The sequence below is a fragment of the Paractinoplanes deccanensis genome, from assembly GCF_016862115.1.
Classification (GTDB): domain Bacteria; phylum Actinomycetota; class Actinomycetes; order Mycobacteriales; family Micromonosporaceae; genus Actinoplanes; species Actinoplanes deccanensis.
In genome coordinates this window covers 1-24,102 of sequence record NZ_BOMI01000015.1, presented here as the reverse complement: position 1 = coordinate 24,102, position 24,102 = coordinate 1, and the positions used below count along the sequence as shown (strand labels likewise).

Below are 24,102 nucleotides of genomic sequence, written 5' to 3'. Positions count from 1 at the left end.
CTCTTATGAGGTCTTTAACGGGCGAAACGGACGAGGATCGTTGACGCCAAGGAATCGATCTGTCTAACTTCCCTGCAAACCTTTGCTGCGGGGAGGACCCCGAATGAGACGCTTCGCCCTCGTCGGCGCCGGCTCGCGCGCCGAGATGTTCCTCAAGGCGATCACCGCGGAGGAGAACGCCGAACTCGTCGCGCTCGCCGACGTGAACCAGTCGCGCATGGACGCGCACAACCGCTGGCTCGCCACGCCCGTGCCCACCTACCGGGCCGAGGAGCTCGCCGCGATGCTCGCCAAGGAGCGCGTCGACGAGCTCATCGTGACCAGCGTCGACAGCACGCACGCCGGGCACATCGTCACCGCGCTGGAGGCGGGGTGCGACGTCATCACCGAGAAGCCGATGACCGTCGACGCGCCGTCCTGCCGCCGGATCCTCGACGCGGTCCGGAGCACGGGCCGCAAGGTGCGGGTCGCCTTCAACTACCGCTTCAACCCGGTGCACGAGATGGTCCGCGGCCTGCTCGCCCGGGGCGAGATCGGCGAGATCGGCTCCGTGCACTTCGAATGGCTGCTCGACGTGCGGCACGGCGCCGACTACTTCCGCCGCTGGCACCGCGACAAGGCCAACTCCGGCGGGCTGCTGGTGCACAAGTCCGGCCACCACTTCGACCTGGTGAACTGGTGGCTCGGCGCGCGGCCCGAGCAGGTGTACGCGCAGGGCCGGCTCTTCTTCTACGGCGATCAGGGCCGCCGCCACGGATACGCCCGCGACTACGACCGGGCGCACGGCAGCCCCGCCGCGGCCGGCGACCCGTTCGCGCTCGACCTGGCCGGCAACGACAAGCTCAAGGCGCTCTACCTCGACGCCGAGGCCGACGACGGCTACCTGCGCGACCGCAACGTCTTCGCGCCGGGCATCACCATCGAGGACGACCTCGCCGTGCTGGTCCGCTACGACACCGGCGCGACGATGACCTACCACCTGACGGCGTACGCACCCTGGGAGGGCTACCGCCTGATGGTCAACGGCAGCAAGGGACGGCTCGAGCTCGAGGTGGTCGAGAGCGACCACGTCAGCCCGGAGGCGGCCGGCGAGGTGAAGCAGGGCGCGTCGCCCGAGTCCGGATCGGTGACGCTCACCGTCCGGCCGTTCTGGGCTCCGCCGTACGAGGTGGAGCTGCAACCGCACAGCCGGGAGGGGCACGGCGGCGCGGACGCCCGGATGACCGCCGTGCTGCTCGGCGGCCGCACCGACCCGATGCACCGCTCCGCCACCGCCCGGGACGGCGCGCTGGCGCTGCTCACCGGTCTGGCCGCCAACCGAAGCCTCGAGCAGTCGGCGCCCGTGCGCGTGGCCGGCCTGCTCGGAGAGGCCGAGCTGCTTGAGAAGGACGTGACAGCGTGACCGACCCCGTGTTCGCCACCGACCCCGCCCAGGCCGGCATCGCCCGCGACCTGTACGCCGTCGCGCGCGACCTGCCGCTGCTGTGCCCGCACGGCCACGTCGACCCCGCCCTGCTGGCGAACGACGAGCCGTTTCCCGACCCGGCCCGGCTGCTGATCGTGCCCGACCACTACGTCACCCGCATGCTGCTGAGCCAGGGCATCCCGCCGGACCGGCTGGGCGTGCCCCGCCGCGACGGCGGCCCGGTGGAGACCGACGGGCGGGCGATCTGGCGGCTGCTCGCCGAGAACTGGCACCTGTTCCGCGGCACCCCGTCGCGGCTGTGGCTGGAGCGCACGTTCCGCACGGTCTTCGGCGTCGGCACCCGGCTGAGCCGCGAGACCGCCGACGACGTGTACGACGCGATCGCCGCCCGCCTCGCCGAGCCCGGCTTCCGGCCCCGGGCCCTGTTCGAGCGCTTCGGCATCGAGGTGCTCGCGACCACCGAGTTCCCCACCGACGACCTGAGCCGGCACGCGAAGCTCGCCGCCGACGGGTGGGGCGGGCCGGGCGGCCGGGTCATCAGCACGTTCCGGCCGGACAACGTGGTCGACGTCGAGCGCGAGGACTGGGCCGAGGCGGTGGCCCGGATGGGCGAGCTGGCCGGGGAGGACACCGGCACGTACGCGGGCTATCTGTCGGCCCTGCGCCGGCGGCGCGAGGCCTTCATCGCCGTCGGCACCACCTCGTCGGACCACGGGCACCCGACGGCGCGCACCGTGGCGCTCTCCCCCGCCGACGCGGCCGCCCTCTACGACCGGGCGCTGCACGGCGAGGCCACGGCCGCCGACGCCGAGGCCTTCCGCGGGCACATGCTGCTGGAGTTCGCGCGCATGTCGCTCGACGACGGCCTGGTGATGCAGCTGCACCCGGGCGCCGTGCGCGACCACAACCGGCGACTGTTCGCCGCGCACGGGCGCGACGTCGGCGGTGACATCCCGCAGGCCACCTCGTACGTCGACGCGCTGCGGCCGCTGCTCGACGCGTACGGCATGGAACCGCGCCTCACCGTCGTGCTGTACACCTTGGACGAGACGGCGTTCAGCCGGGAGCTGGCCCCGCTGGCGGGCGGCTATCCGGCGCTCTTCCTGGGCGCGCCCTGGTGGTTCCTCGACACGCCGGACGCGATGCGGCGCTTCCGCGAGGCCGTCACCGACTCGGCCGGCTTCTACAACACGGCCGGCTTCGTGGACGACACGCGTGCCTTCTGCTCGATCCCGGTGCGGCACGACATCGCGCGCCGGGTGGACGCCGCCTACCTCGCCTCGCTGGTCGTGCAGGACCGGCTGCCGCTCGACGAGGCCGCCGCGACGATGGCCGACCTCGCGTACCACCTGCCCAAGCGCATCTTCCGCCTGGGCGGCGGATCATGATCGAAGAGGTGCGGGTGCACGACGTCCGCTTCCCCACCGCGGCCGCCGGCGACGGCTCCGACTCCATCAACAGGGGCGACTACTCGGCCACCTACGTCGAGTTGATCACTGATGGGCCCTTCACGGGCACCGGATTCACCTTCACCAACGGGCGGGGCAACGAGATAACCGCGGCGTGCGTACGGGCGCTCGCGCCGGCCGTTCTCGACATGAGCTCCGATCCACTGGACTTCCTGCGGTCGCTCACGGCCGACGTCCAGCTGCGCTGGATCGGGCCTGAGAAGGGCGCCCTGCACATGGCGACCGGCGCGCTCGTCAACGCGGTCTGGGACCTGCGCGCCAAGACCGAGGGCAAGCCGATGTGGCAGCTGCTCGCCGAGATGCCCACCGAGGACCTGGTCGCCTGCGTCGACTTCCGGCACATCGACGACGCGCTCACCCCGTCCGAGGCGGCGGCGATCCTCGACAAGGGCCGCGACGGCATGGCCGACCGGCTGGCGCTGCTGCGTGCGGAGGGCTTCCCCTCCTACACCACCAGCGTCGGCTGGCTCGGCTATCCCGACGACAAGGTGCGCGAGCTGACCCGCGCCGCGTACGCCGAAGGCTGGCGCGCCATGAAGATGAAGGTGGGCGGCCCGATCGAGGACGACGTGCGCCGCGCCCGGATCATCCGCGAGGAGATCGGGCCGGACGCGCTGCTGATGATGGACGCCAACCAGATCTGGGGCGTCGACGAGGCCATCGCGAACATGGCACGGCTGGCCGACTTCGACCCGTACTGGATCGAGGAACCGACCCACCCCGACGACGTGCTCGGCCACGCCCGCATCCAGCGCGCCGTCGCGCCGATCCGGGTGGCCACCGGCGAGGTGGCGGCCAACCGGGTCATCTTCAAGCAGCTGCTCCAGGCCGAGGCGATCGGCGTCATGCAGGTCGACGCCTGCCGGGTCGCCGGCGTCCCCGAGGTGCTGGCCGAACTGCTGCTGGCCGCGAAGTTCGGCGTGCCGGTCTGCCCGCACGCCGGCGGGGTCGGCCTCTGCGAGCTGGTGCAGCACCTTGCGATCTTCGACTATCTGCGGGTGGGCACCTCCCTGGAAGGACGCATGATCGAGTACGTGGACCACCTGCACGAGCACTTCGCCGATCCGGTACGCACCCGGGACGGCCACTACCTGCTGCCGTCGGCGCCCGGATACAGCTCCGACCTGTTGCCCTCGTCGATCGCCGAGTTCTCCTTTCCGGGTGGCCCCGCATGGAACTGACCAGAGCATCGCTGCCCGCCGCCAAGCGGCCTCGCGTCGACCGGCCCGCCGCCGGCATCGTCCACCTGGGACTGGGCGCGTTCTTCCGCGCGCATCAAGCCGTCTTCACCGAGGACGCGATCGCCGAGGGCGGCGGCGACTGGGGCATCGTCGGCGTCGCGCCGCGCTCCCGTGCCGTCGTCGACGCGCTGACCGCGCAGGACCTGCTCTACAGCGTCACCACGCTCGGCCCCGAGGGCACCAGCACCCGGGTGATCGGCGCGCTCGCCGGCGCCTGCCGGGCCGCGGCCGACCCGGGCGCGGTGGTGGCCCTGCTCGCCGACCCGGCGATCCGGGTGGTCACGCTGACCGTCACCGAGAAGGCGTACCGGCTCGACCCGGCCACCGGGCGGCTGCTGCTCGACGACGACCTGCGCGCCGACCTCGAGACCGACCGGCCGCCGCGCACCGTGCCGGGCCTGCTCATCCGGGGGCTGGCCGCCCGCGAGCGCGCCGGCGCCGGGCCGATCGCGCTGGTGAGCTGCGACAACCTGCCCTCCAACGGCCACCGGCTGCGCGGGCTCGTGCACCACCTGGCCGCCGCGACGGCGACCGCCGACTGGGTCGGCGCCAACGTCACCTTCCCCGGCACCATGGTCGACCGCATCGTCCCGGCGAGCACGCCGGAGACGCTCGCGCTGGCGGAGCGCGCTCTGGGCGTGCGCGATGAGGCCGCCGTCTGCGGGGAGCCCTATCTCCAATGGGTGATCGAGGACGACTTCCCCGGCGGGCGCCCCGCGTGGGACCTCGCGGGCGCGGTGATGACCGACGACGCGCGGCCCTGGGAACGCCTGAAACTGCGCGCCCTCAACGGCGTCCACTCGGCAATCGCCTACCTCGGCGCGCTGGCCGGCCGCGAGACCATCGCCGAGGCGCTGCGGATTCCCGGCATGCTCCCGGCGATGCGGCACCTCGTCGCCGACGACATCGCGCCGTGCCTGTCCCCGCCGCCCGGGGTCGACACCCTGGCGTACGGCGACGAGGTCCTCACCCGCTTCGAGAACCCGGCCATGGGGCACCGGACCATCCAGGTGGCGATGGACGGCTCGCAGAAGCTGCCGCAGCGGGTGCTGCACACCATCGACGACTGCCGCGCGGCCGGGGTCACGCCCCACTGGGCGGCGCTGGTGGTCGCCGCCTGGATGCGTTTCGTGCAGGGCACGGCCGACGACGGCAGCGCGCTGCCGCTCGACGACCCGCTCGCCGACCGGATCCGGGCCCGGCTGGCCGCGGCCCCGTCGACGCCCGAGGGTGTGGTGGACGCGATGCTGGGCCTCGACACGGTCTTCTCCGCCGACCTCGCCGCCGACGCCGGCCTGCGGGCCGAGATCGTCACGTGGCTGACGGCCCTGACCAAACACGGCGTCGAGGACACCCTCGCGGGTGTGCGATGACCGCGCGCGTCGCGCTGATCGGTGCCAACGGCCACGGCCAGTGGCACCGCCGCGCCATCCGCGAGTCGGGCCGCGCCCGCCTGGTGGGCCTGGCCGACGTGCGGCCGGTCGACTCGCCGGAGGCGCCGGTCTTCACCGACCACCGCGCGCTGCTCGCCGAGACCCGGCCCGAGGTGGTGGTGATCTGCACGCCGCCGCACACCCACCTGCCGATCGCCCTGGACGCGCTGTCGTACGGCTGCGATCTGCTCCTGGAGAAGCCGCCGGTGACCTCGCTCGCCGCGCACGGCACGCTCACCGCGGCCCTGACGGCGTCCGGTCGCGCCTGCCAGGTCGGCTTCCAGGCGCTCGGATCCACGGCATGGGCACGCTTCCGCGACGCGCTGCCCACGCTCGGCCGGCTCACCGGCATCGGCGCGGTGGCGTCGTGGCGGCGCGACGACGTCTACTACGCCCGCGCCCCCTGGGCCGGCCGCCGCAGCGTCGACGGCCGTCCCGTGGTCGACGGCGCCCTGGTCAACCCGCTCGCCCACGCCGTCGTCCAGGCCCTGGCGACGGGCACGGCCGCCGGCGCGGGCCGGCCCCGGCAGCTGGCCGTGGAGCGCTACCGGGTCCGCGACATCGAGGTCGACGACACGGCGTTCGCCCGCATCACCTTCGACAGCGGCCTGCACCTGCTCGTCGCCGTCACGCTGGCCGGCGAGGACTTCGTGGCCGGCGAGATCGAGGCCCGCGGCGCGGAAGGCCGCGCCCTGCTCGAATATCCGACCGACCGCCTCGCCCTGGCCGGCGAGACCACCCTGACCGAGGTGCCGGGCCGCACCGACCTGCTGACCAACCTGCTCGACCACCGCGCCGACGGCACCCCGCTGCTGGTGCCGCTGGCGGCGACCGCCGACTTCACCACGGTGCTGGAGGCGCTCACGGTGCCCGAGGTCCCCCTCCCCCACCTGCTCAACGGCGACACGGTGACCGTCGACGGCGGCCACCGCACCATCACCGGCATCAACGACGTCCTGCGCCGGGCCGCCGCCACCCTGGCCCTGCCGTCGGAGATGGGCGTGGCCTGGTCGGTCCCGCCCTACCGCCGCCGCCTGCCCGTCACCTGAGGCGCCCTCAGTCGCCCAAGGTCTTTCTCAGGGTGAGGCCGGCGGGCTTGCGGGTGAAGGTGCGCACGGCGGCCACCTTGCCCCGGTCGAAGCCGACGATGCGGACCTCGCGGCCGCCCGTGGCGCCGGGAATCTCCAGGGGGCCCTCGTCGTGACCCAGGTCAGTGGTGCAGCGGGGACGGCCGTCGACGATGACGTCGGCGCGGTCGATGCCCTGGACGGTGAAGGCCGCGGTCAGCCGGCCGCCGGTCTCGGCCAGCTCGACGTCGAAACGGCGGGTGGGCAGCTCGCCGAGGAGCTTGACGGCCTCGGCGAACAGGTCGGCGTCGTCCTCCAGCAGGTCGCGCCGGGTGGTGCTGTGGTGTTTGCGGGGCACGACGCCGTAGTCCTCCAGCGGGGTGCCGGCGTTGGGTCCCACCCGCAGGAAGCGGCGGATCACCAGCGAGAGGCTCGCGCCGCGCGGAAGCTCGCGGTAGGGCGAGTCGGCGGCGTTGGGCAGCCGCGCGATCAGGTCGGCGTGGTGCCAGATGTTGCCGCCGCCCGCGCCGGTGTTGTTGTCGGTGCCGAGGACCAGGCCGATGTCGTTGTCCTGGAAGCCGGCCGCGAAGATGTCCGCCGCCGAGTAGCAGCGGGCATCGGTGAGCAGCACGATCGGCCCGAAATAGGACTGCGGCACGAACGTGAGATCGTCGGGCGAGGTGAGCGGGACGCCGGCCGAATAGAGCGCGCCCGAGTCGAGCGCCTGGTCCATCGACTTGGTCCAGTCCTTCAGCTGGTCGTTCTGCCGGACGATGCGCAGGTTGAGCGGGGTCGCCGCGAACTGGCACGGCTCCGGCTCGACCGGGCGGGCGACGAGCGCCTGAAGGCACATCTCCGAGGCGTAGACCGCGCCACCGCCGTTGCCGCGGATGTCGAGCAGCAGGCCGTCCTGGGGCAGCTCGCCGAGCAGGCGGATGAACTCGCGGACGAAGCCGAGCACGCCGCTGCCGGTGGGCATGAAGGTGCGGATGCGCAGATGCCCGACGACGCGATCGCCGACGGGCACCGGCCGGGCCTCGAACACCGTCGGCATCTCGGAGGGGATCAACCGGGTGGCCTGCCCGTCGTTCAGCACGTCGGGCGCGAAGAGGGCGGCGCGCAGCCAGGCCAGCTGGGCGCCCTCGGCGTCGACGGCGAGCGGCGTCTCGACGGAGGCGGCCGAACCGCCGGTGGTGGTCTCGATCGGCACGACGCTCCAGACGAGCTGGGTCTCGCCCACCTTGCCGTGCCGGTCGAGGTAGCGCAGGTGGATCCAGTCCTCGTCCGGCGGCGGCCCGAACGCGAGCGACCGCACGGTGAACATGCTGACGGCGCGGGCGTGCCGGGCCTCCGGGTTGGCGCCCGGCAGGCACTCGGCGAACCGGTCGATGGCCCGGCCGATCGGCACCCCGTTCCAGTGGGTGATCTCGACGCCGAAGCCGAACGACTCGTCGCCGATCTCGGCCGGCCCGTCCTGGAGCCGGCCCACCAGGTAGTGGGGCTTGCCGCCCTCGACGAACTCCTTGAGCAGGAACGGCAGGTACGCGCTGACGCCGTTGAACGGCTCCGGCAGCGTGTAACGCGTGTGCAGGTCGCGCAGCGAGTTGAAGATGGCCACGAGCTCCTCGTGCAGCCGCAGCTCGCGGTCGGGGACGTTGTCCTGCCGGGCGAGGCGCTGGTCGAGCAGCCGCAGCCGCTGCAACGGGTTGATGCCGTAGCGGGCCACCTTGAAGCCGAGCAGCGCGTAGTTCTGCTCCAGGATGAGCAGGGCCTGCCGTACGATCAGCCGCCGCTCGTCGAGCGTGAGCCGGCCGACCTCGTGGGTCGCGAGAAACTCGGGAAGCGACACCGTCGCCGGAAGATTGCTCTCCGCCTGCGTCATCGCCCCAGCGTAGGACCGCTCGGGCCGCCAGGATCCTGTCCGATCAACGACCCTCCCCACGGAGGACCCGGCGGCGGCCGGAGTGTCCCCTGTCCCGCCCTCGGCCCGCGACGGCAGCTCGGCGACCGGCAGCCCCCGCGAGAATGGGTAGGTGGTCAGGGACCTTGCGACCACGTATGTTCGGGTTCCACGATGGCGCTGGCTCCGGGGAGGCGCAGTGACCACAGGCAAGTGGAGCCTATCCGTTGAATTGCAGCAGATCGCGATGGTGGGAAGCCTGCGGGAGGCGACCATCGTCCTGGGGATCGTTCCCGCAGCTGCCGGCCAGTTCCGCATCGCCGAGTCGGAGTGGTACGACGCCGGACCCGACGTCCAGGCGCTCGACTTCGACGTCTTCTGCGATGGTTCACCGGCCGGCATCTACGTCGTGAAGGCGAGCACATCCGCGGCCGACCGGCCCGCGCATGTCGTCGACGAATGGAACATGCGGCGGGACGCCGTTTCCCTGGCCGGAGTCGAGGTGCCCCGCCTGATCGGTGTCGGCCGCGGTTTGCTGATCGAGGAACGGATCCCGTACTCGTTCCCCGAGGCGCTGTCGGTCGCCGGACGGCGATCGGAGCTCATCAGAGCTTTCGGCACGGCCGTGCGGCGCCTGGTTCATTTCGGCTTCCGGCCTCTGAGTTGTGCGAGCTGGAGATCCCGGGGCACCGACGTCGTGGTCGCCGACTTCGCGAACGAGCTCGGCGCTCCCGCGATACGGCACGACTCTCCCGAGTCGTACATCGAGACCCTCCTCGTGAGCCACCTCGACCTGATCGCATCCGACGAGGAACGGGGCCTGCTCTTCGCCTCGGCCGAGATCTGAAGCCGGTCGGTGGGGCATGGCGACCTTCTCTGACCTCGCACAGGCGATGACCGCCGTCGCCGGGGACCTGCTCGAGGCCGACCGGGTCGCTGGAGTGAGCGACGCGCGGTCGGTCGGCTCGTCGTACGGGACCGCGGTCCGCCCCTTCCGCGAGATCCTGGCCTACACGTTCTCCCTCGAGGATCCCCGCCGGGTTCTCATCGATCGGCCCGCGCGCCCGATCCATGTGCCCTACCTGCTGGCGAACATCCTGTGGACGGTGGCGGGCAGCGACGCCGTGGACGAGATCGGGTACTGGAACCCGCGGGCGATGAACTTCAGCGACGACGGGGCCTGCATCCGGAGCGCGCCCGGTCCGCGCCTCTTCGGAGCCGTCGAGCAATTCGCCATGGCCAGGCGCCGGCTGACGAGCGATCCCAGCACCCGACGGGCGATCATGCTCCTCGTCGACCCGGCCGACCTGACCGCCGACACGAAGGACATCCCCTGCATCGCGTCGCTCCAGTTCTTCCTTCGAGGAGGCCGGCTCAGCGCGATCGGCACCATGCGCTCCCAGTCAGCGATCATGGTCATGCCGTACGACATCCCGCTGCTCACCTCGCTGCAGTGCCTGATGGCCCGCGAATTGGGCGTCGAGGTCGGGACGTATACGCATCACTGCAATTCCCTCCATTTCTATGAGGAGGAATTAGCCGTGACCGAGAGCGTGGCGGCCGGGGATCTGACGAACGTGACGATGCCCGCCATCTGCTCCCTTCCCGGTCTGCGCCAACTGGCTTCGCGCATGACCGAGATGCGGGCCGTGCCGATCGCCACGATCCGGTCCTGGGCCCACGAGGCCGAGCGGGACAGATCCCACTCCTTCTCCAGCGTTGTCCAGCGGATCCTGCTCGGTCATGTCCTCGACACGGCCGGCGACCGCGAGCTCGCCGCGGTATTGCTTGCGGGCGCGGGAGCCGTCGGCGGCCTCAGCGGGCCGGCCACACGAGCGGGACGGTCATAGGTCGGCGAAGATCGACGCCGGCGCGAACCGTGAAGCATTGTCCCGATAGCGCGACCGCAGCGCCGCCCCCACATTCTGATCGGTGAGGTTGGCGAGCTGGGCGGCGTGGAGCACGAGGTCGGCCACGATGGGCCCGATCACGGCCGCCAGCGCGTGCACGTCCACATCGCCGTCATGGTGGTTCTTGTGATCCATCGGCTCCACCATGGCGGCCAGCTTCCCGACGGTCTTCGACAGATGCAGATGGATGTGATTCATCTTGCTGAAGTCGGGATCGTTGATGTCCCACATATCCTGGTCGTACTGCACCTGCAAGGCCTGAAGATGACTCAGGGCGATCTCTATCTCAGCGAGTCGTTCTTTCACCTCTGCCGTACCGCCCGCCCCAGGGGAAAGTGAAGTCGCCATCAACTACCTCCTCATAGAAATCAACGGAATCCGCACAGCTGGGATCAACGACCAAAGCGGCGCGACGGACCTCGTAGCCGAAACCCTCGAGTATCTTGGCGATGCCGGGCTGGGTGCGGCCTCCCACGACCCGGTCGTCGAAGATCAGGGCCCGTGACCCCGACGGGAAGTGGCGAATCAGATTGGGGAGATAGACGTCCCACTTGGTCGAGGTGAAATGGACCCAGCCGCTGGCATCGGCGACGTCCTCGAACGCGATGTTGCGATCACTGCGGTTCGGCTTCCGGGGAAAGCACACCGCGCTCAGCAGCGGCGGCTCGTCACCCCAGTTCGCCAGGCAGTAGGCGGGTGCGAAGTTACCCGGGCCGGACGTCGCGACGATGAAATCGGGAACGAAACTTCGAGTGATCCGCCGCTGGAGCCGCATCAACTTGGCCGAGATGGCGTCCCATCCGAAGTCGATGGTGGCCGCCCGATTGCCGTTCACGCGTGCTTCGGTGACCATGTCGGCGATGTAGAGCGGCAGGTCCGCGAAGTCGTCACCGTAGGGGATCGCATTGATTCCCAGCGGCTCGCACCGGGCGCGCGTGGCCGCCAGCTCCTGATTGCGGACCAGGATGACCGGGGCGACCCCGGTGGACCTGAGCGCGGTGGTCAGCCACGTCGTCAGGGCCGTGAAATTGGGATCGGAGATGCCCTGCCCGAATCCGACGAACGCGACCGACTTGACGGTCAGCATCGCGCGGAGGAACGCCTGCGATGCCGGGTCTCCGATGACACCGGCATAGCTGTCATATCCGAAGACCACACTCTCGGGATGACGCCAATGCCCGTGCAGATGGACGACGTACCTACCCGGTTCCAGCATCTCGGCCTGCATGTCCGCGAACTGGCTCCAGGTGACTGCCTCGCGTTTCGTGCCGAGTTCGAGCAGGCTGTCGTAGTTCGTGGTCATCAGCGGAGCACCCGACGACAGCAGAGCGTCGACGAGCGTCGGATTGTCGATCCTCAGCCTGCCGACGGTGTCGGAAAGCCATTTCGAGTAGTGGCGCCCGGGCATGCGCTTGAGGAAGGTCTCCACCTCCTGCGCCACCGCGATCATCTGGCTCGGGTCGGGCCCTTTGAGGGATCTGAGCCTGGTCCGTGCCCACGTCTTCGGCAGGGACGTGTCGAGGTCGGCGCACCGCTGAATCCCGGCTTCGACAAGGCCGGTCCACGAGGCCTCCGGGACCCCGTTCGTGGCGTGCATCGATGCGCCGGCGCCGACGATGAACACCATGTTGCCATGCTGAATGGCGCTGACCAGCTCCGAGCGGAGATAGCTGCTCACCGCTGCGTTCCTCCCTCCGGCCGGTCGCGCGCCTCGGACAAGGCACGGTCGATCATGCGGCTGACCTCCTCAGCCTGCACCGGGTCCAGCACGTCCACATCCGATGACAGAACGAGTAACGAGCTGCGCGTCCATCCGTTCATCATCTCCTCGAACGAGTCCCGCACTGCGGCCAGAAACTCGACACTGGCGTCCGCTTCTCCCGGGCGGCCTCGCTCGCGTACCCGGCGCACCATCTGCTCGTCGGAGATCTGGCGGAACACGAGCAGGTCCGGCGTCACGTACACCGAGGAGAGCGCTTCTCCGAGCCGTTCGAGCAGCTCGCTTTCCCGTGCGGTCAGCCCGCCCGTCTTCTGGTAAGCCCGCAGGTAGGCGCCGGTGTGCTCGAAAGGCGTACGGTCTTCCATGATCGGCAAGCCGGGAGGCAGATGGTTGTCGAGGTGCGCTCGCAGAGAGACATGGCGTTCCGCCGACGCGACCATGAAGTGGACCTGACTGTGGAAGCCCCAGCGGGGGAAGTCGGCGTAGGCGGACTGGAAAAAGGCGTTGCTGGTGTGCACACGCTCGTCCTCGTAGCGAGTCCAGTGCAGTCGATCGTGCAGAACCGTGGAGAGCGTCGTGGCGCCGGCCGCGATGGCGCCCGTGATCGCGACGTATCCGCCACGCGTGATTGATGAGGTGTCGACTGGTCTCCTTGCGTCCCGCATCCGCAACTCCTCAGGTGCCGCCTCTAGTCCCAGAGCTCCTTACGGATGAAGACCGCGAGGCCGGCCACCACCGCGTCTCGATAAGTGTTGGCCCGGTCCAGAACGCCGTCCGTCATGACGCCGAAGAAGCCACCCCGCTGTTTGAGGTTCCGTTCGGCGAAGATCTCGTCACACGCCGCGCCGAGCTCCAGCCCCGCGTCCATGAGCGTGAGGATCGGCGGCGGTACCGGCATCCGTATCGTCGTCCCGGAGCCTTCGCGGCCCTCGCGGTCGACAATCACCGCCCAGCCGGAGTCGTACCACCTGTCCGCGACCTGGTGCAGGCCGCCCTCCAAGCCGATGCCGAAGTCGGCGTCACCGGCGTTCAACGCGTTTCGGGCTCTATTGCGTGCGCCGCAGAGAGCCTCGGTATCGGACCGCGGCTGATCCGGCACGCCGGAAGGGACGGAATGCAGGGAGAATTGCCACTGCTCATCCGGCCAGACGCTGCCGAATGCGGAGCGGACGGCATCGGCCTTGGTGGGGTTCTTCGACCCGATGGCTACGCGCATGATCTGTTCTCCTGGGTGCGACTGAAGGAACGCCGAAGCGTGCTGGTCAACGATCGGCGTGCAGGTCGCCCAGGATTTCGACAGCATCGTCCGGCTCGACGTCCTCGGTGGCGTCGAACAGCTGCTGGACGATCGCGCGGTCGAGCGACTCATAGACGACGAGGTCTCTGGTCGCCGCGCGGCCGGAGGTCGCCAGCCGGCTTCCGAAGTCGGTGTCCGCGGCCGGCACGCCGAAGAACCGCGACAGTTCGATCATGGCCTCCAGCGGACCGGCGGAGCCGTGGACACCGTTGCGGGAGATCGTGACGGCACCGATGGACAGCGCCTCCCGTTCGCCGTGCAGGAGGCCACGGATGGAGCTTTCGCTCGCCTTCGCCGGATCGGTCGCGCCGACGACATCGGCCCGGAAAGCACTCCAGGCGGGCTCGGCCCACCTGACCTCGAGTGCCACAACTCGCGCCTCGGGTTGCGTGTAATGCTCCAACTGCTCGGGATGGAACCCGTTGAGAACGATGACGGCACCCTCGTCGGTCGTGGCCTTGGTCGCGTATGTACCAGGAGCGAGCTTGACGGGCGCTCGGCCGTCGATCAGCTCGGCCAGCCGCCGCGCGGAAACGCTCGTCGAGCTCAGAAGCTGGTGTCCGCCCAGAACGGGCACCCCCGCCCGCATGTCGTCACCGAACGCCCTGTCCAGCGCCGCCGAGGCGGTCGCCGACAGGGCTTCGGCTCCCCGCTGGGAAACGTAGTTGATCACCCCGTAGTGACGGGGAATGACGCGGGCCAGCCTGCGCGGGCCCAGCACCGCGGCGCCGTGGATCGACAATCCGTCGCGCTCGAGAACGTCGACGACGACCCGCAATGCGGCGGAGCGGCTCGGTTCGCTGTAGAGCAGTTCCGGCTTCAAGAAAACGAGAGCCTGTTTCTGTTTCTCCGCTGTGCCGGGCGACTCGGGTGCCGACAATTCCGCCACCACCGCGAAGTCCAGTTTCCCACGGTCGATGCAAGCCAGGCCGTCGAGGATGTGGCTGACCGTCATGAACCCTTCTCTCCGTATCGTCGGGATCGGGAGCGAATCTTGGGCGACAGTGCTCGTCCATGGTAGCCAGGGCGGCTCCCGCGATCGACGTGAGACACACGGAGGTGGACCGGCGGCCGCCGTCCGCCCCAGAAGGTGATCGAGGGTTGCGGCGGCCTGCGAAGATCGCCCGGTGCGGGGGTTCGTGGTGGCTGGGCTGGCGGTGCTGCTCGCCGGGGTGTTGGCGCTGCATCGGTTCGTGCCGGGGCTGGGGATGCGGCTGGGCAGTGCGGTCGAGACGTTCCTGCCGTGGCTGGGCCTGGCGATTCCGGTGCTGGCCGGGCTCGCGTGGTGGCGGCCCCGGGTGGCGCTGCCCGCGGTGGCGTTGCCGCTGGCCGCCTGGCTCGCGCTCTTCTGGGGTTATGTGGTGCCGTCGCGGGACCGGTCGCACGACCTGGTGGCGGTGCAGCACAACGTGAGCGACGAGAACGCCGACCCGGGCGGCACGGCGCGGGCGCTCATGGCCGCCGGGCCGGATCTCATCGGCCTCGAGGAGGTCACGGCTCCGGCGGTCACCACCTATGAGGCCGTGTTCGCGGCCGCCTATCCGTATCACAGCGTGCAGGGCACGGTCGGCCTGTGGTCGCGCTATCCGCTCGCCGAGGCGGGGCCGGTCGACCTGCGGCCGGCGGATTTCGGTGCCGACTGGAACCGGGGGCTGCGGGCGGTGGCGCGCACCCCGCGGGGCGACCTGGCCGTCTATGTGGCGCATCTGCCGTCCGTCCGGATGGGGCTGGGTGGCTTCGATTCGGTTCACCGTGACGAGGGCGCCGTCAAGCTCGGCGCGGCGCTCGCGGCGGAGCCACTGCCGCGGGTCGTGGTGCTGGGCGACCTCAACGGCACGGTGCACGACCGCGGCCTCGGCCCGGTGCTGGAGCACGTGTCGACCGCGCGCGACTTCGCGTTCAGCTGGCCGGCCCGGCTGCCGGTGGCCCGCATCGACCAGATCCTGGCGCGCGAGCTGACCGTCACCGGCGTCCGTGCCCTGCCGCGGACCGGAAGCGACCACCTCCCGATCGCCGCCGAGATCGGGGCCTAGCCTGCATTCCCAGCCCTCGCGCCGGGCCACGGCTGCCGCGGTCGTTGTCCTCGCTGCGGGAGTGCGCCTCGAAGACGATGTCAGTGGACATCCGTTATCAATACACGGATGTCGCGGCGGAGGGTGTCGCCGGGCGGGATCACCAGTGGGTCGGTGTAGGCCAGGGCGGCGCACACGCCGATGTACTCCTCGGTGCGGACGAACCAGCGGTCGTCGCCCGCCAAACCGCTGAAGACCAGTCGGTACGAGTCGTCGACCGTCAGCGTCAGCGCCGGGTCGTCGCTGCCGTTCCCGGCCGACGACACCGCCCTGCCCGGCGGGCAGCGCCAGAAGAAGCCGCCGTATCCGGCTCCCCCGGTGCGTCCGTTGGTTGCCGGGCTGCCGAGACTGACAGCTTGCGTTCGCGGGGCCGTCAACGCGTACGAGAAAGACAGCTCCCACCCCTCGGAAGCGGGAGTCGCGGCAATCCGCCGGTGCTCGGTCAGCAGCGTGCGGCCGTTGCCGTCCTGCCAGACGAGCTCGTGCGGGGAGAGGTGGCGGATGCGGCCGTGGTCCTCGCGCCAGACGTAGCCCTCGCCGCGGACGAACGTGCGGCCGCCCCAGAGGTTCCAGCCGTTGACGTCGGCGACGGTGAGGGAGGCGCCGAGGTGCCACGGATGGTCGAAGCAGAGCGCGTCGGTGACGACGGTGCCGCCGAGGGTGCGCACGGGATGGAGGTACGGGCGGGGGCCGAGCCGGATGTCGAGCTCCGGCTCGCAGACGTAGTCGTACAGCGTCACGAGACGGCCGCCCGATAGCCCTCGTACGCCTCGGCGAGCACCTCGGCGCCGGGACGCGACCAGACGTCCTCGTGGAAGACCTCGACCTCGACCCACCCCTGGTATCCGGCCTCGGCCACAGCGCGGGCGAAGCGCCGCATGTCGACCGAGCCGGTGCCGGGCAGCCCGCGGCCGAGCAGCACGCCCTCCGGCAGCGGGGTGATCCAGTCGGCGAGCTGGAAGGCGGCGATCCGGCCCTCCCGGCCGGCGGCGGCGATGCCCTCCCACACCTTGTCGTCCCACCAGAGGTGGTACGTGTCGACGACGACACCGACGGCGGAGGCGGGATAGGGCGCGGCGAGCCGGAGCGCCTGATCCAATGTGGACACGACACACCGATCGGAGCAGAACATCGGGTGCAGCGCCTCGATGGCCAGCCGCACACCGGCCGCCTTGGCGTCCGGCACGAGCGCGCCGATCGCGTCGCCGACATGCCGCCGGGCGCCGTCGAGGTCACGGCTGGCGCCGGGCAGGCCGCCGCTGACGAGGACGAGCGTGTCGGTGCCGAGCGCGGCCGCCTCGTCGATGGCGCGCCGGTTCTCGTCGTACCAGCCGGCCTCGTGGAAGAAACCGCTGCGGCACAGCGACGACACGGTGAGCCCGGAGTCGCGCATCAGCCGGGCCGCCTTGTCGACGCCGTACGCCTGCACCTCCTCACGCCACAGGCCGACCGCGCGCACCCCGGCGGCCACGCAGCCCGCGGCGAGCTCGTCGAGCGGCCAGCGCTTGGTGGTGGCCTGGTTGAGCGAGAAGCCCCTCATCGCCCCATCCCCACGGTCGTGAGCCACGCCTCGGCACGGTGGGTGGCGAGGTCGGCGTCGGGCAGGATGCCGGCCTCGTCGGCGAGCCGCATCAGCGCCAGCAGGTGCCGCGGCGAACGGCCGGACTGGGCGCCACCGACCATGGTGAAGTGATCCTGGTGGCCGGCCAGCCAGTTGAGGAAGACGATGCCGGTCTTGTAGTGGTAGGTGGGCGCCGCGAAGAGGTGCCGGGCGAGCGGCACGGTCGGACCCAAGATTTCCTCGTACGCGTTGACGTCGCCCTCGTCGAGCGCGCGGAACGCGGCGGCGGCGGGCGGGGCGATGACGGCCAGCACCCCGAGCAGCGCCTCGGAATGCCCCTGGTCGTCGCCGAGGATGAGGGACGGGTAGTTGAAGTCGTCGCCCGTGTACATCCGCACGCCCTCGGGCAGCCGGCGGCGCAGCGCGACCTCGTAGTCCGCGTCGAGCAGCGAGATCTTGATGCCCTCGATCCGGTCGCGGTGCGCGTCGATGATGTCCAGGACGGTGTCGTCGCCGCCCCAATATCCGGCCAGCAGCGGGTCGAACGCCTCGCCGAGCCAGTGCAGCAGCACCGGTCCGTCCGAAGAGGACAGCAGCTCGCCGTAGACCTGGCGGTAGTCGTCGGCGTCGCGGGCGGCCGCGGCGAGATGGCGCGAGCACATGATGACGGGCGTGGCGCCGGCCTCGCGGACGTCGCTCAGCTGTTCGAGGTACGCCTTGGTGATCTCGTCGAGCGTGGCCGGGCCCGCGGGCAGCTGGTCGGTGCCCACGCCGGCGACGATCGCACCCCCGGCGGTACGGGCTTCCGCGGCGCTGCGGCGGATCAGCTCACGCGTCGCCGCGTAGTCGAGGCCCGCGCCCCGCTGGGCGGTGTCCATGGCCTCCGCGACGCCGAAACCGTACTCCCACAGGTGATGCCGGAAGCGCAGCGTCGTGTCCCAGTCGAGCGCGGCCGGCGCCCCGGGGATGTTCTCCTTGCCGGGATCGGCCGTCACGGGTGCGGCAGCGTACGCGATCCGGGACCGGAAGCCCTTCTTCCGGCGGAACTCCTGGCCGTGGCCGCTGAAGATCATCGGCCCAGCTCCGGGATCTCCAGGCGCCGGCCCTCGCGCGACGACTGGAGGCCGAGCTCGGCGACCTGCACGCCGCGTGCGCCGGCCCACAGATCTCCCGTGTACGGGGCGTCCTCGGCGACGTACCGCAGGAACTGCTCCCACTGCGCCCGGAACCCGTTGGCGAAGACCTCGTTGTCGGGCACCTCCTGCCACTGCTCGCGGAACCGTTGCGCCGTCGGCACATCGGGGTCCCACACCGGCTTGGGGGTGGCGGCCCGGGGCTGGACGCGGCAATGGTGCAGCCCGGCGACGGCGCTGCCGTGGGTGCCGTCGACCTGGAACTCCACCAGTTCGTCGCGATTCACCCGTACGGCCCAGGAGCTGTTGATCTGAGCGATGATGCCGCCGTCGAGCTCGAAGAGCCCGTAGACCGCGTCGTCGGCGGTGGCGTCGTAGGGAGCGCCGGACTCGTCCCAGCGGCGGCCGATGTGGGTGACCGAGCGGGCCGTGACGGCGCGCACCGGCCCGAAGATCTGCTCGAGCACGTAGTGCCAGTGCGGGAACATGTCGAGCGTGATGCCGCCGCCGTCCGCGGAGCGGTAGTTCCACGAGGGGCGCTGCGCGGCCTGCCAGTCGCCCTCGAAGACCCAGTAACCGAACTCGCCTCGCACGGAGAGCACGCGCCCGAAGAAGCCGCCCTGCACCAGCCGCGCGAGCTTGCGCAGGCCGGGCAGGAAGAGCTTGTCCTGCACGACACCGTGCTTGACCCCGGCGGCGTCGGCGAACCGGGCCAGCTCGACGGCCTCGCCGAGGCTCTCGGCGACCGGCTTCTCGGTGTAGATGTGCTTGCCGGCCTCGATGGCCTGGCGCAGCGACTTGACCCGGGCACTGGTCACCTGGGCGTCGAAGTAGACGTCGACGTCGGGCCGGGCGAGCGCGCCCGGCACGTCGGTGGTCCACTGGGTGAGCCCGTGCCGCTCGGCGAGAGCGCGAAGCTTGGCCTCGCTGCGGCCGGCGAGGATCGGCTCGGGCCAGAGCACCGTGCCGTCGCGCAGCGGCAGCCCTCCGTCCTCGCGGATCGCGAGGATCGAACGGATCAGGTGCTGCCGCAGGCCCATCCGGCCGGTGACGCCGTTCATGACGATGCCGATGGTGGTTCGATCCATGCTGTTGCCTCCGGGGCCTTGAAAAGTCCTGAGGTAAGCGCTTTCCTGGAACCGTACTCGGCGTGCTGCGGAACGGGCAAGAGCGCGGGGCGGTATCCTCCGGGCAACTGCCGGGCCGCGCTTCGTTCCACGTGCGTCGATCTGCGGTGTCGGCGTGTGTTGTTTGTCGTGGGGAGGCGTATGGCGACCTTGGCGGATGTCGCGCGCCATGCCGGGGTGTCGACCGCGACCGCGTCCCGCATCATCAACGGCAGCCCCAAGCCGGTCACCGAGGAGCTGCGCGCCCGCGTCCTCGCCGCCGTCGCCGAGTTGCGCTACGTGCCGAACGCGCACGCCCAGATGCTGGCCCGGTCCCACCGCAACGCCGTCGGCGTGATCGTCCACGACGTCTCCGACCCGTACTTCGCCGAGATCACCCGCGGCCTCCAGCGGGTGGCCACCGCCAACGGCCGGCTGGTCATCATCTGCAACAGCTTCCGTGACCCCGCCCGCGAGATGGAGTACATCGACCTGCTGCACGCCCACCAGGTCGCCGCCATCGTCATCGCCGGCTCGGGCTATCTGGACTCGACGGCGGCATCCGAGCTCGACGACCGCATGCGAGCCTTCGAGGCCACCGGCGGCCGCATCGCGGTGATCGGCCGCCATCAGCATCCCGGCGACGCGGTCCTCCCCGACAACGAGGAAGGCGGCTTCCTGGCGGGCGCCCACCTGTTCGAGCTGGGCCACCGGACGGTAGCGGTGATCGCCGGCCCGTCCTCCCTGACGACGACGGTCGACCGCCTGGCCGGCCTGCAACGCGCGGCCGACCAGTTCGGCGGCACCCTCCAGGTGTCACACGCCGACTTCACCCGCGACGGCGGCGAGGCGGCAACCACCGAGATCCTGGCCGGCGACCCCGAGGTGACCGCGATCGCCGCCCTCAACGACTCGATGGCCGTGGGCGCCCTGGCCGCCATGCGCACAGCGGGCCGCCGCCTGAGCATCATCGGCTTCGACGACATGCCCATCGCCCGCGACGTGACCCCGGCCCTGACCTCGGTGCGCCTTCCCCTCACCGAACTGGGCGAACGAGCCATGACCATGGCCTTGGACGGCGCCGCCACCGATGAGCCCCGAGTGGAGCACGTCCCCGCGGAGCTGATCCTCCGCGAGAGCACATGGCCCCTCGCCCAGCCGGGCGGCTGACCCCTCCCAGCGCCATCCACACACCACCGGCCATCCACAGGTCGCACCTATCCACAGCCGACGGCCTTCCACAGCCGGCGGCCCTCCACAGCCGACGGCCCTCCACAGCCGACGGCCCTCCACAGCCGGCGGCCCTCCACAGCCGGCGGCCCTCCACAGCCGGCGGCCTACCCACACGCCGGCGCCGCCCACTGCAACGCGGTCCACAGCCCGAGATATCCAGGGCACGCGCCTTGTCCACGACTCGCACGCCATCCAGGACGCCCATTAACCACCGCACCTGCACCCACCACCTTGGCGTCCACGGCACCCGCGATGGACCGCCCGGACATGTCCCGGCGCCCGGGCCACCCACAACCCGTCGCCCACAACCCGTCGCCCACAACCCGTCGCTCGCAACGCGCGAGCGTCCACAGCCCGAAATGTTCTTTAACCGTTGTCCACAGCGCTGGCGGGGGTTGTTGCAGATCATGGCTCTCATCTGGGTGGTAGCGGGAACGTGATTGCCGGCGTTTGCAGGATTGGTGCAATTCATTGACGTTTGCCGATGTCATTGCCTAGCGTGCGCCAGGAAAGGCCTTACCTCAGGCTAACCGGAAGGTGTCGCATGCGTAGACGAACGTTCCTTCGGCTCTCGGCTGGGGCGATCACCGTGAGCTCGGCGGGTGTCGCCCTCTCGGCGAATGGGGCGCTGGCCGCTTCAGCGACCGGCGCGGGCGGCTCCGCGGCCGGTGGGCTCGCCTCGTCGGGGCTCGGTTCTTCGGGGCTTGCGGCGTCGGGGCTCGCCTCGTCGGGGGTTGCGGCGTCGGGGGTTGCGGCGTCGGCTGGTGGGCTTGCGGCGGGCGACGACGGCGGGCTCTCCGACATGGGGGCGGGTCAGCGGTTCATTGTTGCGGGCGATGGGTCGGGGGACTTTTCCACAATCCAAGAGGCTGTGGATGCGGCGAGCGACGAGGAGGTGCTCATCGGCGTACGGCCTGGGACCTATCTTGGGCAGGTCGTGGTGCCGCAGAGCAAACCGGGGATCAAGCTGGTCGGGCTGGGGCGTCGGCCGGCGGACGTGGTGATCGCGGACGATCGGGCGAACGGGACGCCGAAGCCGGGTGGGGGCACCTGGGGGACGACGGGCAGCGCGTCGGTGACGGTTGACGGGGCCGGGTTCGAGGCGCGGAATCTGACGTTCGCCAACCTTTTCGACGAGGCGGGGCACCCGGAGATCACCAATCGGCAGGCGGTCGCGGTGTTGACGCGGGCGGATCGGGTGGTGTTTCGGGATGTGCGATTCCTCGGCAACCAGGACACGCTCTATGTGAACAGTGCCGACGCGGCGACGGTGGCTCGTGCGTACTTCCGGGACTGCTACGTGGAGGGCGACGTCGACTTCATCTTCGGGCGGGCGACGGCGGTGTTCGAGCGGTGCCGCGTTCACTCGCTCGATCGGGCCTCGACGCCGGCCGGATATGTCACCGCGCCGAGCACGTCGATCGGCAATCCGCACGGGCTGCTCTTCGCGCGGTGCCGGCTCACGTCGGACGCGCCCGAAGGGTCCGTTTTTCTCGGGCGGCCCTGGCATCCGAGCAACGACCCGTCGGCGATCGGTCAGACCGTCATCCGGGAATCGTTCCTCGCGGCGCACATCGGCGCCACGGCGTGGAGCGACTTCGGGACGTGGCCGTGGCGGGAGGCCCGATTCGCCGAATACCGCAACTACGGGCCCGGGGCGATCGAGTCACCCGACCGGCCGCAGCTTTCCCGGGCGGAGGCGGCCGAGTACACGCCGGCGGCCTTCCTGCGGGGCGCCGACGGCTGGGCGCCGGATCTATGCAAATAACCTGCGTTGCTGCATCCATTGACGGCCATCACCGCCTGTGAAAGCGTCGCGGGCAAGCGCTTTCCTGCACTTTGCATGCGGTTCCACCGACCGCTTCCCAGGAGTTGCCATGCCCAGATTCGCGGCCGTCGCCGGCCTCGCCTTTCTCGTGACACTGACCGCCGCACCCACTCCGGCCGGCGCCACACCCGCGCCGGACGAGGCCGCCCCGGCGCCGATCGGAGCCGCCTCCGCCCAGGCCCACGCTGGGGCGGCGCTGCCGGCATCGACGTCCGCTCACACCGCGGCGCTGCCCGCATCCACATCCGCTCACACCTCGGCGCTCCCGGTATCCGCGTCCGCTTACACCTCGGCGCTCCCGGCACCCGCGTCCGCCCACACCTTGGCGCTGGCCGCATCCACCTCCGCCCACACCTCGGCGACGCTCGCGGCATTGGCGGTCTCCCCCGCCTCGGTGGCGCTTGCAGCATCCGCGCAATTGCACACAGCCTTCGCGCAGGCCCACGCCGCACGCGCTGCTGCGGCTCCGGTGATTCCTCCGGCGGCGCTCAAGCTTGCGCGCGAGACCCTGCCGGCGAATGACGGCTGGGGGTCCGCGGGCGCCGGGACCACCGGCGGGTCGGCCGCCGATGACGCGCACGTGGCGGTTGTGCGTACCCGGGCCGAGCTCATCGCGGCGCTCGGCGGTGACGCCGCGGCGAACGGGCAGAACGCGACGCCGAAGATCGTGCTCGTGAGCGGGCGGATCGACCTGCGCGAGGGCAAGAGCTGCGACGACTTCGCCGATCCCGCGTACGACCTGGACGCCTTCCTCGCCGCCTACGACCCGGCCGTCTGGGGGCGCGCGACCAGGCCGTCGGGGCCGCTCGAAGATGCCCGTGTGCAGTCGACGCGCAATCAGTCCGCCCAGATCCGGATCAACGTCGGCAGCAACACCACGATCGTCGGGATCAACGGTGGCCGGCTCGACCACGGCAGCCTGGTGCTCACCAACGTCAGCAACGTGATCATCCGGAATCTCGAGGTGACCGATGCCGCCGACTGCTTCCCCGCGTGGGACCCGACCGACGGCTCCGCCGGCAACTGGAACTCGCTCTACGACCTGGTCTCGCTGAGCGGCGCGACCAATGTGTGGCTCGACCACAACACGTTCAGCGACGGCAACAACCACGACAGCGACCAGCCGTTGTATTTCAACCGCCCTTACCAGGTACATGACGGCGCGACCGACTTCATCCGGGGCTCGGACCTGATCACGGTCTCCTGGAACGACTACTACGACCACGACAAGACAATGTTGATCGGCTCGACCGACACGCCCGGCGTCGACGTGGGCAAGCTGCGCGTCACCGTGCACCACAACCGCTTCGGCAACGTCATCCAGCGCGCGCCACGGGTACGGTTCGGCCAGGTCGACGTCTACAACAATCTCTACGTCGCCACCGACGAGGAGTACGGCTACTCGCTGGGCGTGGGCGTCGAGTCGAGCATCTACGCCGAGAACAACTACTTCCGGCTGAGCGCGGATGTGCCCGCGTCCGACGTGATCGCGTACTGGAGGGGCACCCGCATCACCACGGTCGGCAACCTCGTCCAGGTGTCCGGACGCGCGCCGCAGCCGGTCGACCTCGTCGGTGCGTACAACGCGGCGTACGAACCCGATCTGAGCCCTGACGCCGGCTGGACCCCCACCCTGCGCACCCGCCTCGACCCCGCCCAGGCCGTCCCGGCGATCGTCGCGGCCGGGGCCGGCGCCCGCCGCCTCC

The 24,102-nt window shown here is 70.7% G+C and carries 21 protein-coding genes; 11 read left to right on the top strand and 10 right to left on the bottom strand.

The window, feature by feature from the left end; genetic code table 11:
* Window positions 1-103: 103 nt before the first annotated feature.
* The 5 genes from Ade02nite_RS05440 to Ade02nite_RS05420 are packed head-to-tail and all read left to right on the top strand — an operon-like array spanning window position 104 to window position 6,618.
* Window positions 104-1,402: a Gfo/Idh/MocA family protein gene (locus Ade02nite_RS05440; protein WP_203760400.1), complete on the top strand. Its 1,299-nt coding sequence runs from the start codon at window positions 104-106 to the stop codon at window positions 1,400-1,402.
* Window positions 1,399-2,814: a glucuronate isomerase gene (uxaC, locus tag Ade02nite_RS05435; protein WP_203760399.1), complete on the top strand. Its 1,416-nt coding sequence runs from the start codon at window positions 1,399-1,401 to the stop codon at window positions 2,812-2,814. Before Ade02nite_RS05440 ends, uxaC begins: the two co-directional genes overlap by 4 nt.
* The gene (locus Ade02nite_RS05430) at window positions 2,811-4,076 is read left to right on the top strand and encodes an enolase C-terminal domain-like protein (RefSeq protein WP_203760398.1); all 1,266 of its coding nucleotides are present in this window, start codon (window positions 2,811-2,813) and stop codon (window positions 4,074-4,076) included. The genes uxaC and Ade02nite_RS05430 overlap by 4 nt, the downstream gene beginning before the upstream one ends.
* Window positions 4,067-5,509, top strand: a complete 1,443-nt coding sequence (locus tag Ade02nite_RS05425; protein ID WP_203760397.1) for a mannitol dehydrogenase family protein — start codon at window positions 4,067-4,069, stop codon at window positions 5,507-5,509. The genes Ade02nite_RS05430 and Ade02nite_RS05425 overlap by 10 nt, the downstream gene beginning before the upstream one ends.
* Complete coding sequence (locus Ade02nite_RS05420) at window positions 5,506-6,618, top strand: Gfo/Idh/MocA family protein (RefSeq protein WP_203760396.1); 1,113 nt, start codon at window positions 5,506-5,508, stop codon at window positions 6,616-6,618. The genes Ade02nite_RS05425 and Ade02nite_RS05420 overlap by 4 nt, the downstream gene beginning before the upstream one ends.
* Window positions 6,619-6,625: 7 nt before the next feature.
* On the opposite strand, the gene Ade02nite_RS05415 is transcribed toward Ade02nite_RS05420, so the two are convergent.
* On the bottom strand, window positions 6,626-8,518 hold the full coding sequence (locus tag Ade02nite_RS05415) for a S41 family peptidase (protein ID WP_203760395.1): 1,893 nt from the start codon (window positions 8,516-8,518) through the stop codon (window positions 6,626-6,628).
* A gap of 265 nt (window positions 8,519-8,783) precedes the next feature.
* Here Ade02nite_RS05415 and Ade02nite_RS05410 point away from each other — a divergent pair, with 265 nt between their 5' ends.
* Together Ade02nite_RS05410 and Ade02nite_RS05405 are read left to right on the top strand one after the other, a co-directional pair.
* Window positions 8,784-9,383 (top strand): hypothetical protein, encoded by a 600-nt coding sequence (locus Ade02nite_RS05410; RefSeq protein WP_203760394.1) that lies wholly within the window; start codon window positions 8,784-8,786, stop codon window positions 9,381-9,383.
* 16 nt (window positions 9,384-9,399) lie between these two features.
* Window positions 9,400-10,386: a thymidylate synthase gene (locus tag Ade02nite_RS05405; protein WP_203760393.1), complete on the top strand. Its 987-nt coding sequence runs from the start codon at window positions 9,400-9,402 to the stop codon at window positions 10,384-10,386.
* Here Ade02nite_RS05405 and Ade02nite_RS05400 read toward each other — a convergent pair.
* Genes Ade02nite_RS05400 through Ade02nite_RS05380 form a run of 5 tightly spaced genes read right to left on the bottom strand, consistent with a single transcriptional unit; the run spans window position 10,381 to window position 14,418 of the window.
* Window positions 10,381-10,701 carry a hypothetical protein gene (locus tag Ade02nite_RS05400; RefSeq protein ID WP_203760392.1) on the bottom strand — a complete coding sequence of 107 codons (321 nt, stop codon included), beginning with the start codon at window positions 10,699-10,701 and terminating at the stop codon, window positions 10,381-10,383. The genes Ade02nite_RS05405 and Ade02nite_RS05400 overlap by 6 nt on opposite strands.
* Window positions 10,702-10,732: 31 nt before the next feature.
* Window positions 10,733-12,124, bottom strand: a complete 1,392-nt coding sequence (locus Ade02nite_RS05395) for an SIR2 family protein (protein WP_203760391.1) — start codon at window positions 12,122-12,124, stop codon at window positions 10,733-10,735.
* Complete coding sequence (locus Ade02nite_RS05390) at window positions 12,121-12,831, bottom strand: deoxynucleoside kinase (protein WP_203760390.1); 711 nt, start codon at window positions 12,829-12,831, stop codon at window positions 12,121-12,123. Before Ade02nite_RS05390 ends, Ade02nite_RS05395 begins: the two co-directional genes overlap by 4 nt.
* A 23-nt stretch (window positions 12,832-12,854) precedes the next feature.
* On the bottom strand, window positions 12,855-13,382 hold the full coding sequence (locus Ade02nite_RS05385) for a DUF84 family protein (RefSeq protein ID WP_203760389.1): 528 nt from the start codon (window positions 13,380-13,382) through the stop codon (window positions 12,855-12,857).
* Window positions 13,383-13,428: 46 nt separating this feature from the next.
* Window positions 13,429-14,418: a nucleoside-diphosphate kinase gene (locus Ade02nite_RS05380; RefSeq protein WP_203760388.1), complete on the bottom strand. Its 990-nt coding sequence runs from the start codon at window positions 14,416-14,418 to the stop codon at window positions 13,429-13,431.
* Window positions 14,419-14,590: 172 nt separating this feature from the next.
* Between Ade02nite_RS05380 and Ade02nite_RS05375 the strand changes: the two genes are divergently transcribed.
* On the top strand, window positions 14,591-15,496 hold the full coding sequence (locus tag Ade02nite_RS05375; RefSeq protein ID WP_239168541.1) for an endonuclease/exonuclease/phosphatase family protein: 906 nt from the start codon (window positions 14,591-14,593) through the stop codon (window positions 15,494-15,496).
* A gap of 80 nt (window positions 15,497-15,576) precedes the next feature.
* Here Ade02nite_RS05375 and Ade02nite_RS05370 read toward each other — a convergent pair whose 3' ends face one another.
* From Ade02nite_RS05370 to Ade02nite_RS05355, 4 genes are read right to left on the bottom strand one after another with little or no spacing between them, the layout of a single operon-like run.
* Window positions 15,577-16,275, bottom strand: a complete 699-nt coding sequence (locus tag Ade02nite_RS05370) for a DUF6807 family protein (protein WP_203760387.1) — start codon at window positions 16,273-16,275, stop codon at window positions 15,577-15,579.
* On the bottom strand, window positions 16,272-17,075 hold the full coding sequence (locus tag Ade02nite_RS05365; protein WP_203760386.1) for a sugar phosphate isomerase/epimerase family protein: 804 nt from the start codon (window positions 17,073-17,075) through the stop codon (window positions 16,272-16,274). The genes Ade02nite_RS05370 and Ade02nite_RS05365 overlap by 4 nt, the downstream gene beginning before the upstream one ends.
* Window positions 17,072-18,169, bottom strand: coding sequence for a dihydrodipicolinate synthase family protein (locus Ade02nite_RS05360; RefSeq protein WP_203760385.1), 1,098 nt, complete (start codon window positions 18,167-18,169; stop codon window positions 17,072-17,074). The genes Ade02nite_RS05365 and Ade02nite_RS05360 overlap by 4 nt, the downstream gene beginning before the upstream one ends.
* Entirely contained in the window at window positions 18,166-19,317 is a 1,152-nt protein-coding gene (locus tag Ade02nite_RS05355) for a Gfo/Idh/MocA family protein (protein WP_203760384.1), read from the bottom strand. The genes Ade02nite_RS05360 and Ade02nite_RS05355 overlap by 4 nt, the downstream gene beginning before the upstream one ends.
* A 180-nt stretch (window positions 19,318-19,497) precedes the next feature.
* Between Ade02nite_RS05355 and Ade02nite_RS05350 the strand changes: the two genes are divergently transcribed.
* From Ade02nite_RS05350 to Ade02nite_RS05340, 3 genes are all read left to right on the top strand, one after another.
* A complete protein-coding gene (locus Ade02nite_RS05350) occupies window positions 19,498-20,505 on the top strand; it encodes a LacI family DNA-binding transcriptional regulator (RefSeq protein ID WP_203760383.1) in 1,008 nt (335 codons plus the stop codon).
* A 562-nt stretch (window positions 20,506-21,067) separates the two neighbouring features.
* Window positions 21,068-22,336 carry a pectinesterase family protein gene (locus Ade02nite_RS05345; protein WP_239168540.1) on the top strand — a complete coding sequence of 423 codons (1,269 nt, stop codon included), beginning with the start codon at window positions 21,068-21,070 and terminating at the stop codon, window positions 22,334-22,336.
* 109 nt (window positions 22,337-22,445) lie between these two features.
* Window positions 22,446-24,102: pectate lyase family protein (locus tag Ade02nite_RS05340; protein ID WP_203760382.1), on the top strand; the 1,657-nt coding region annotated here is incomplete at its 3' end.

Excerpts from the sequence above, each read along its gene's own strand:
- Ade02nite_RS05440 (WP_203760400.1), top strand. The coding sequence starts at position 104 with ATGAGACGCTTCGCCCTCGTCGGCGCCGGCTCGCGCGCCGAGATGTTC.
- Ade02nite_RS05430 (WP_203760398.1), top strand. The coding sequence starts at position 2,811 with ATGATCGAAGAGGTGCGGGTGCACGACGTCCGCTTCCCCACCGCGGCC.
- Ade02nite_RS05425 (WP_203760397.1), top strand. The coding sequence starts at position 4,067 with ATGGAACTGACCAGAGCATCGCTGCCCGCCGCCAAGCGGCCTCGCGTC.
- Ade02nite_RS05420 (WP_203760396.1), top strand. The coding sequence starts at position 5,506 with ATGACCGCGCGCGTCGCGCTGATCGGTGCCAACGGCCACGGCCAGTGG.
- Ade02nite_RS05415 (WP_203760395.1), bottom strand. The coding sequence starts at position 8,518 with ATGACGCAGGCGGAGAGCAATCTTCCGGCGACGGTGTCGCTTCCCGAG.
- Ade02nite_RS05410 (WP_203760394.1), top strand. The coding sequence starts at position 8,784 with ATGGTGGGAAGCCTGCGGGAGGCGACCATCGTCCTGGGGATCGTTCCC.
- Ade02nite_RS05405 (WP_203760393.1), top strand. The coding sequence starts at position 9,400 with ATGGCGACCTTCTCTGACCTCGCACAGGCGATGACCGCCGTCGCCGGG.
- Ade02nite_RS05390 (WP_203760390.1), bottom strand. The coding sequence starts at position 12,831 with ATGCGGGACGCAAGGAGACCAGTCGACACCTCATCAATCACGCGTGGC.
- Ade02nite_RS05385 (WP_203760389.1), bottom strand. The coding sequence starts at position 13,382 with ATGCGCGTAGCCATCGGGTCGAAGAACCCCACCAAGGCCGATGCCGTC.
- Ade02nite_RS05380 (WP_203760388.1), bottom strand. The coding sequence starts at position 14,418 with ATGACGGTCAGCCACATCCTCGACGGCCTGGCTTGCATCGACCGTGGG.
- Ade02nite_RS05365 (WP_203760386.1), bottom strand. The coding sequence starts at position 17,075 with ATGAGGGGCTTCTCGCTCAACCAGGCCACCACCAAGCGCTGGCCGCTC.
- Ade02nite_RS05360 (WP_203760385.1), bottom strand. The coding sequence starts at position 18,169 with ATGATCTTCAGCGGCCACGGCCAGGAGTTCCGCCGGAAGAAGGGCTTC.
- Ade02nite_RS05355 (WP_203760384.1), bottom strand. The coding sequence starts at position 19,317 with ATGGATCGAACCACCATCGGCATCGTCATGAACGGCGTCACCGGCCGG.
- Ade02nite_RS05350 (WP_203760383.1), top strand. The coding sequence starts at position 19,498 with ATGGCGACCTTGGCGGATGTCGCGCGCCATGCCGGGGTGTCGACCGCG.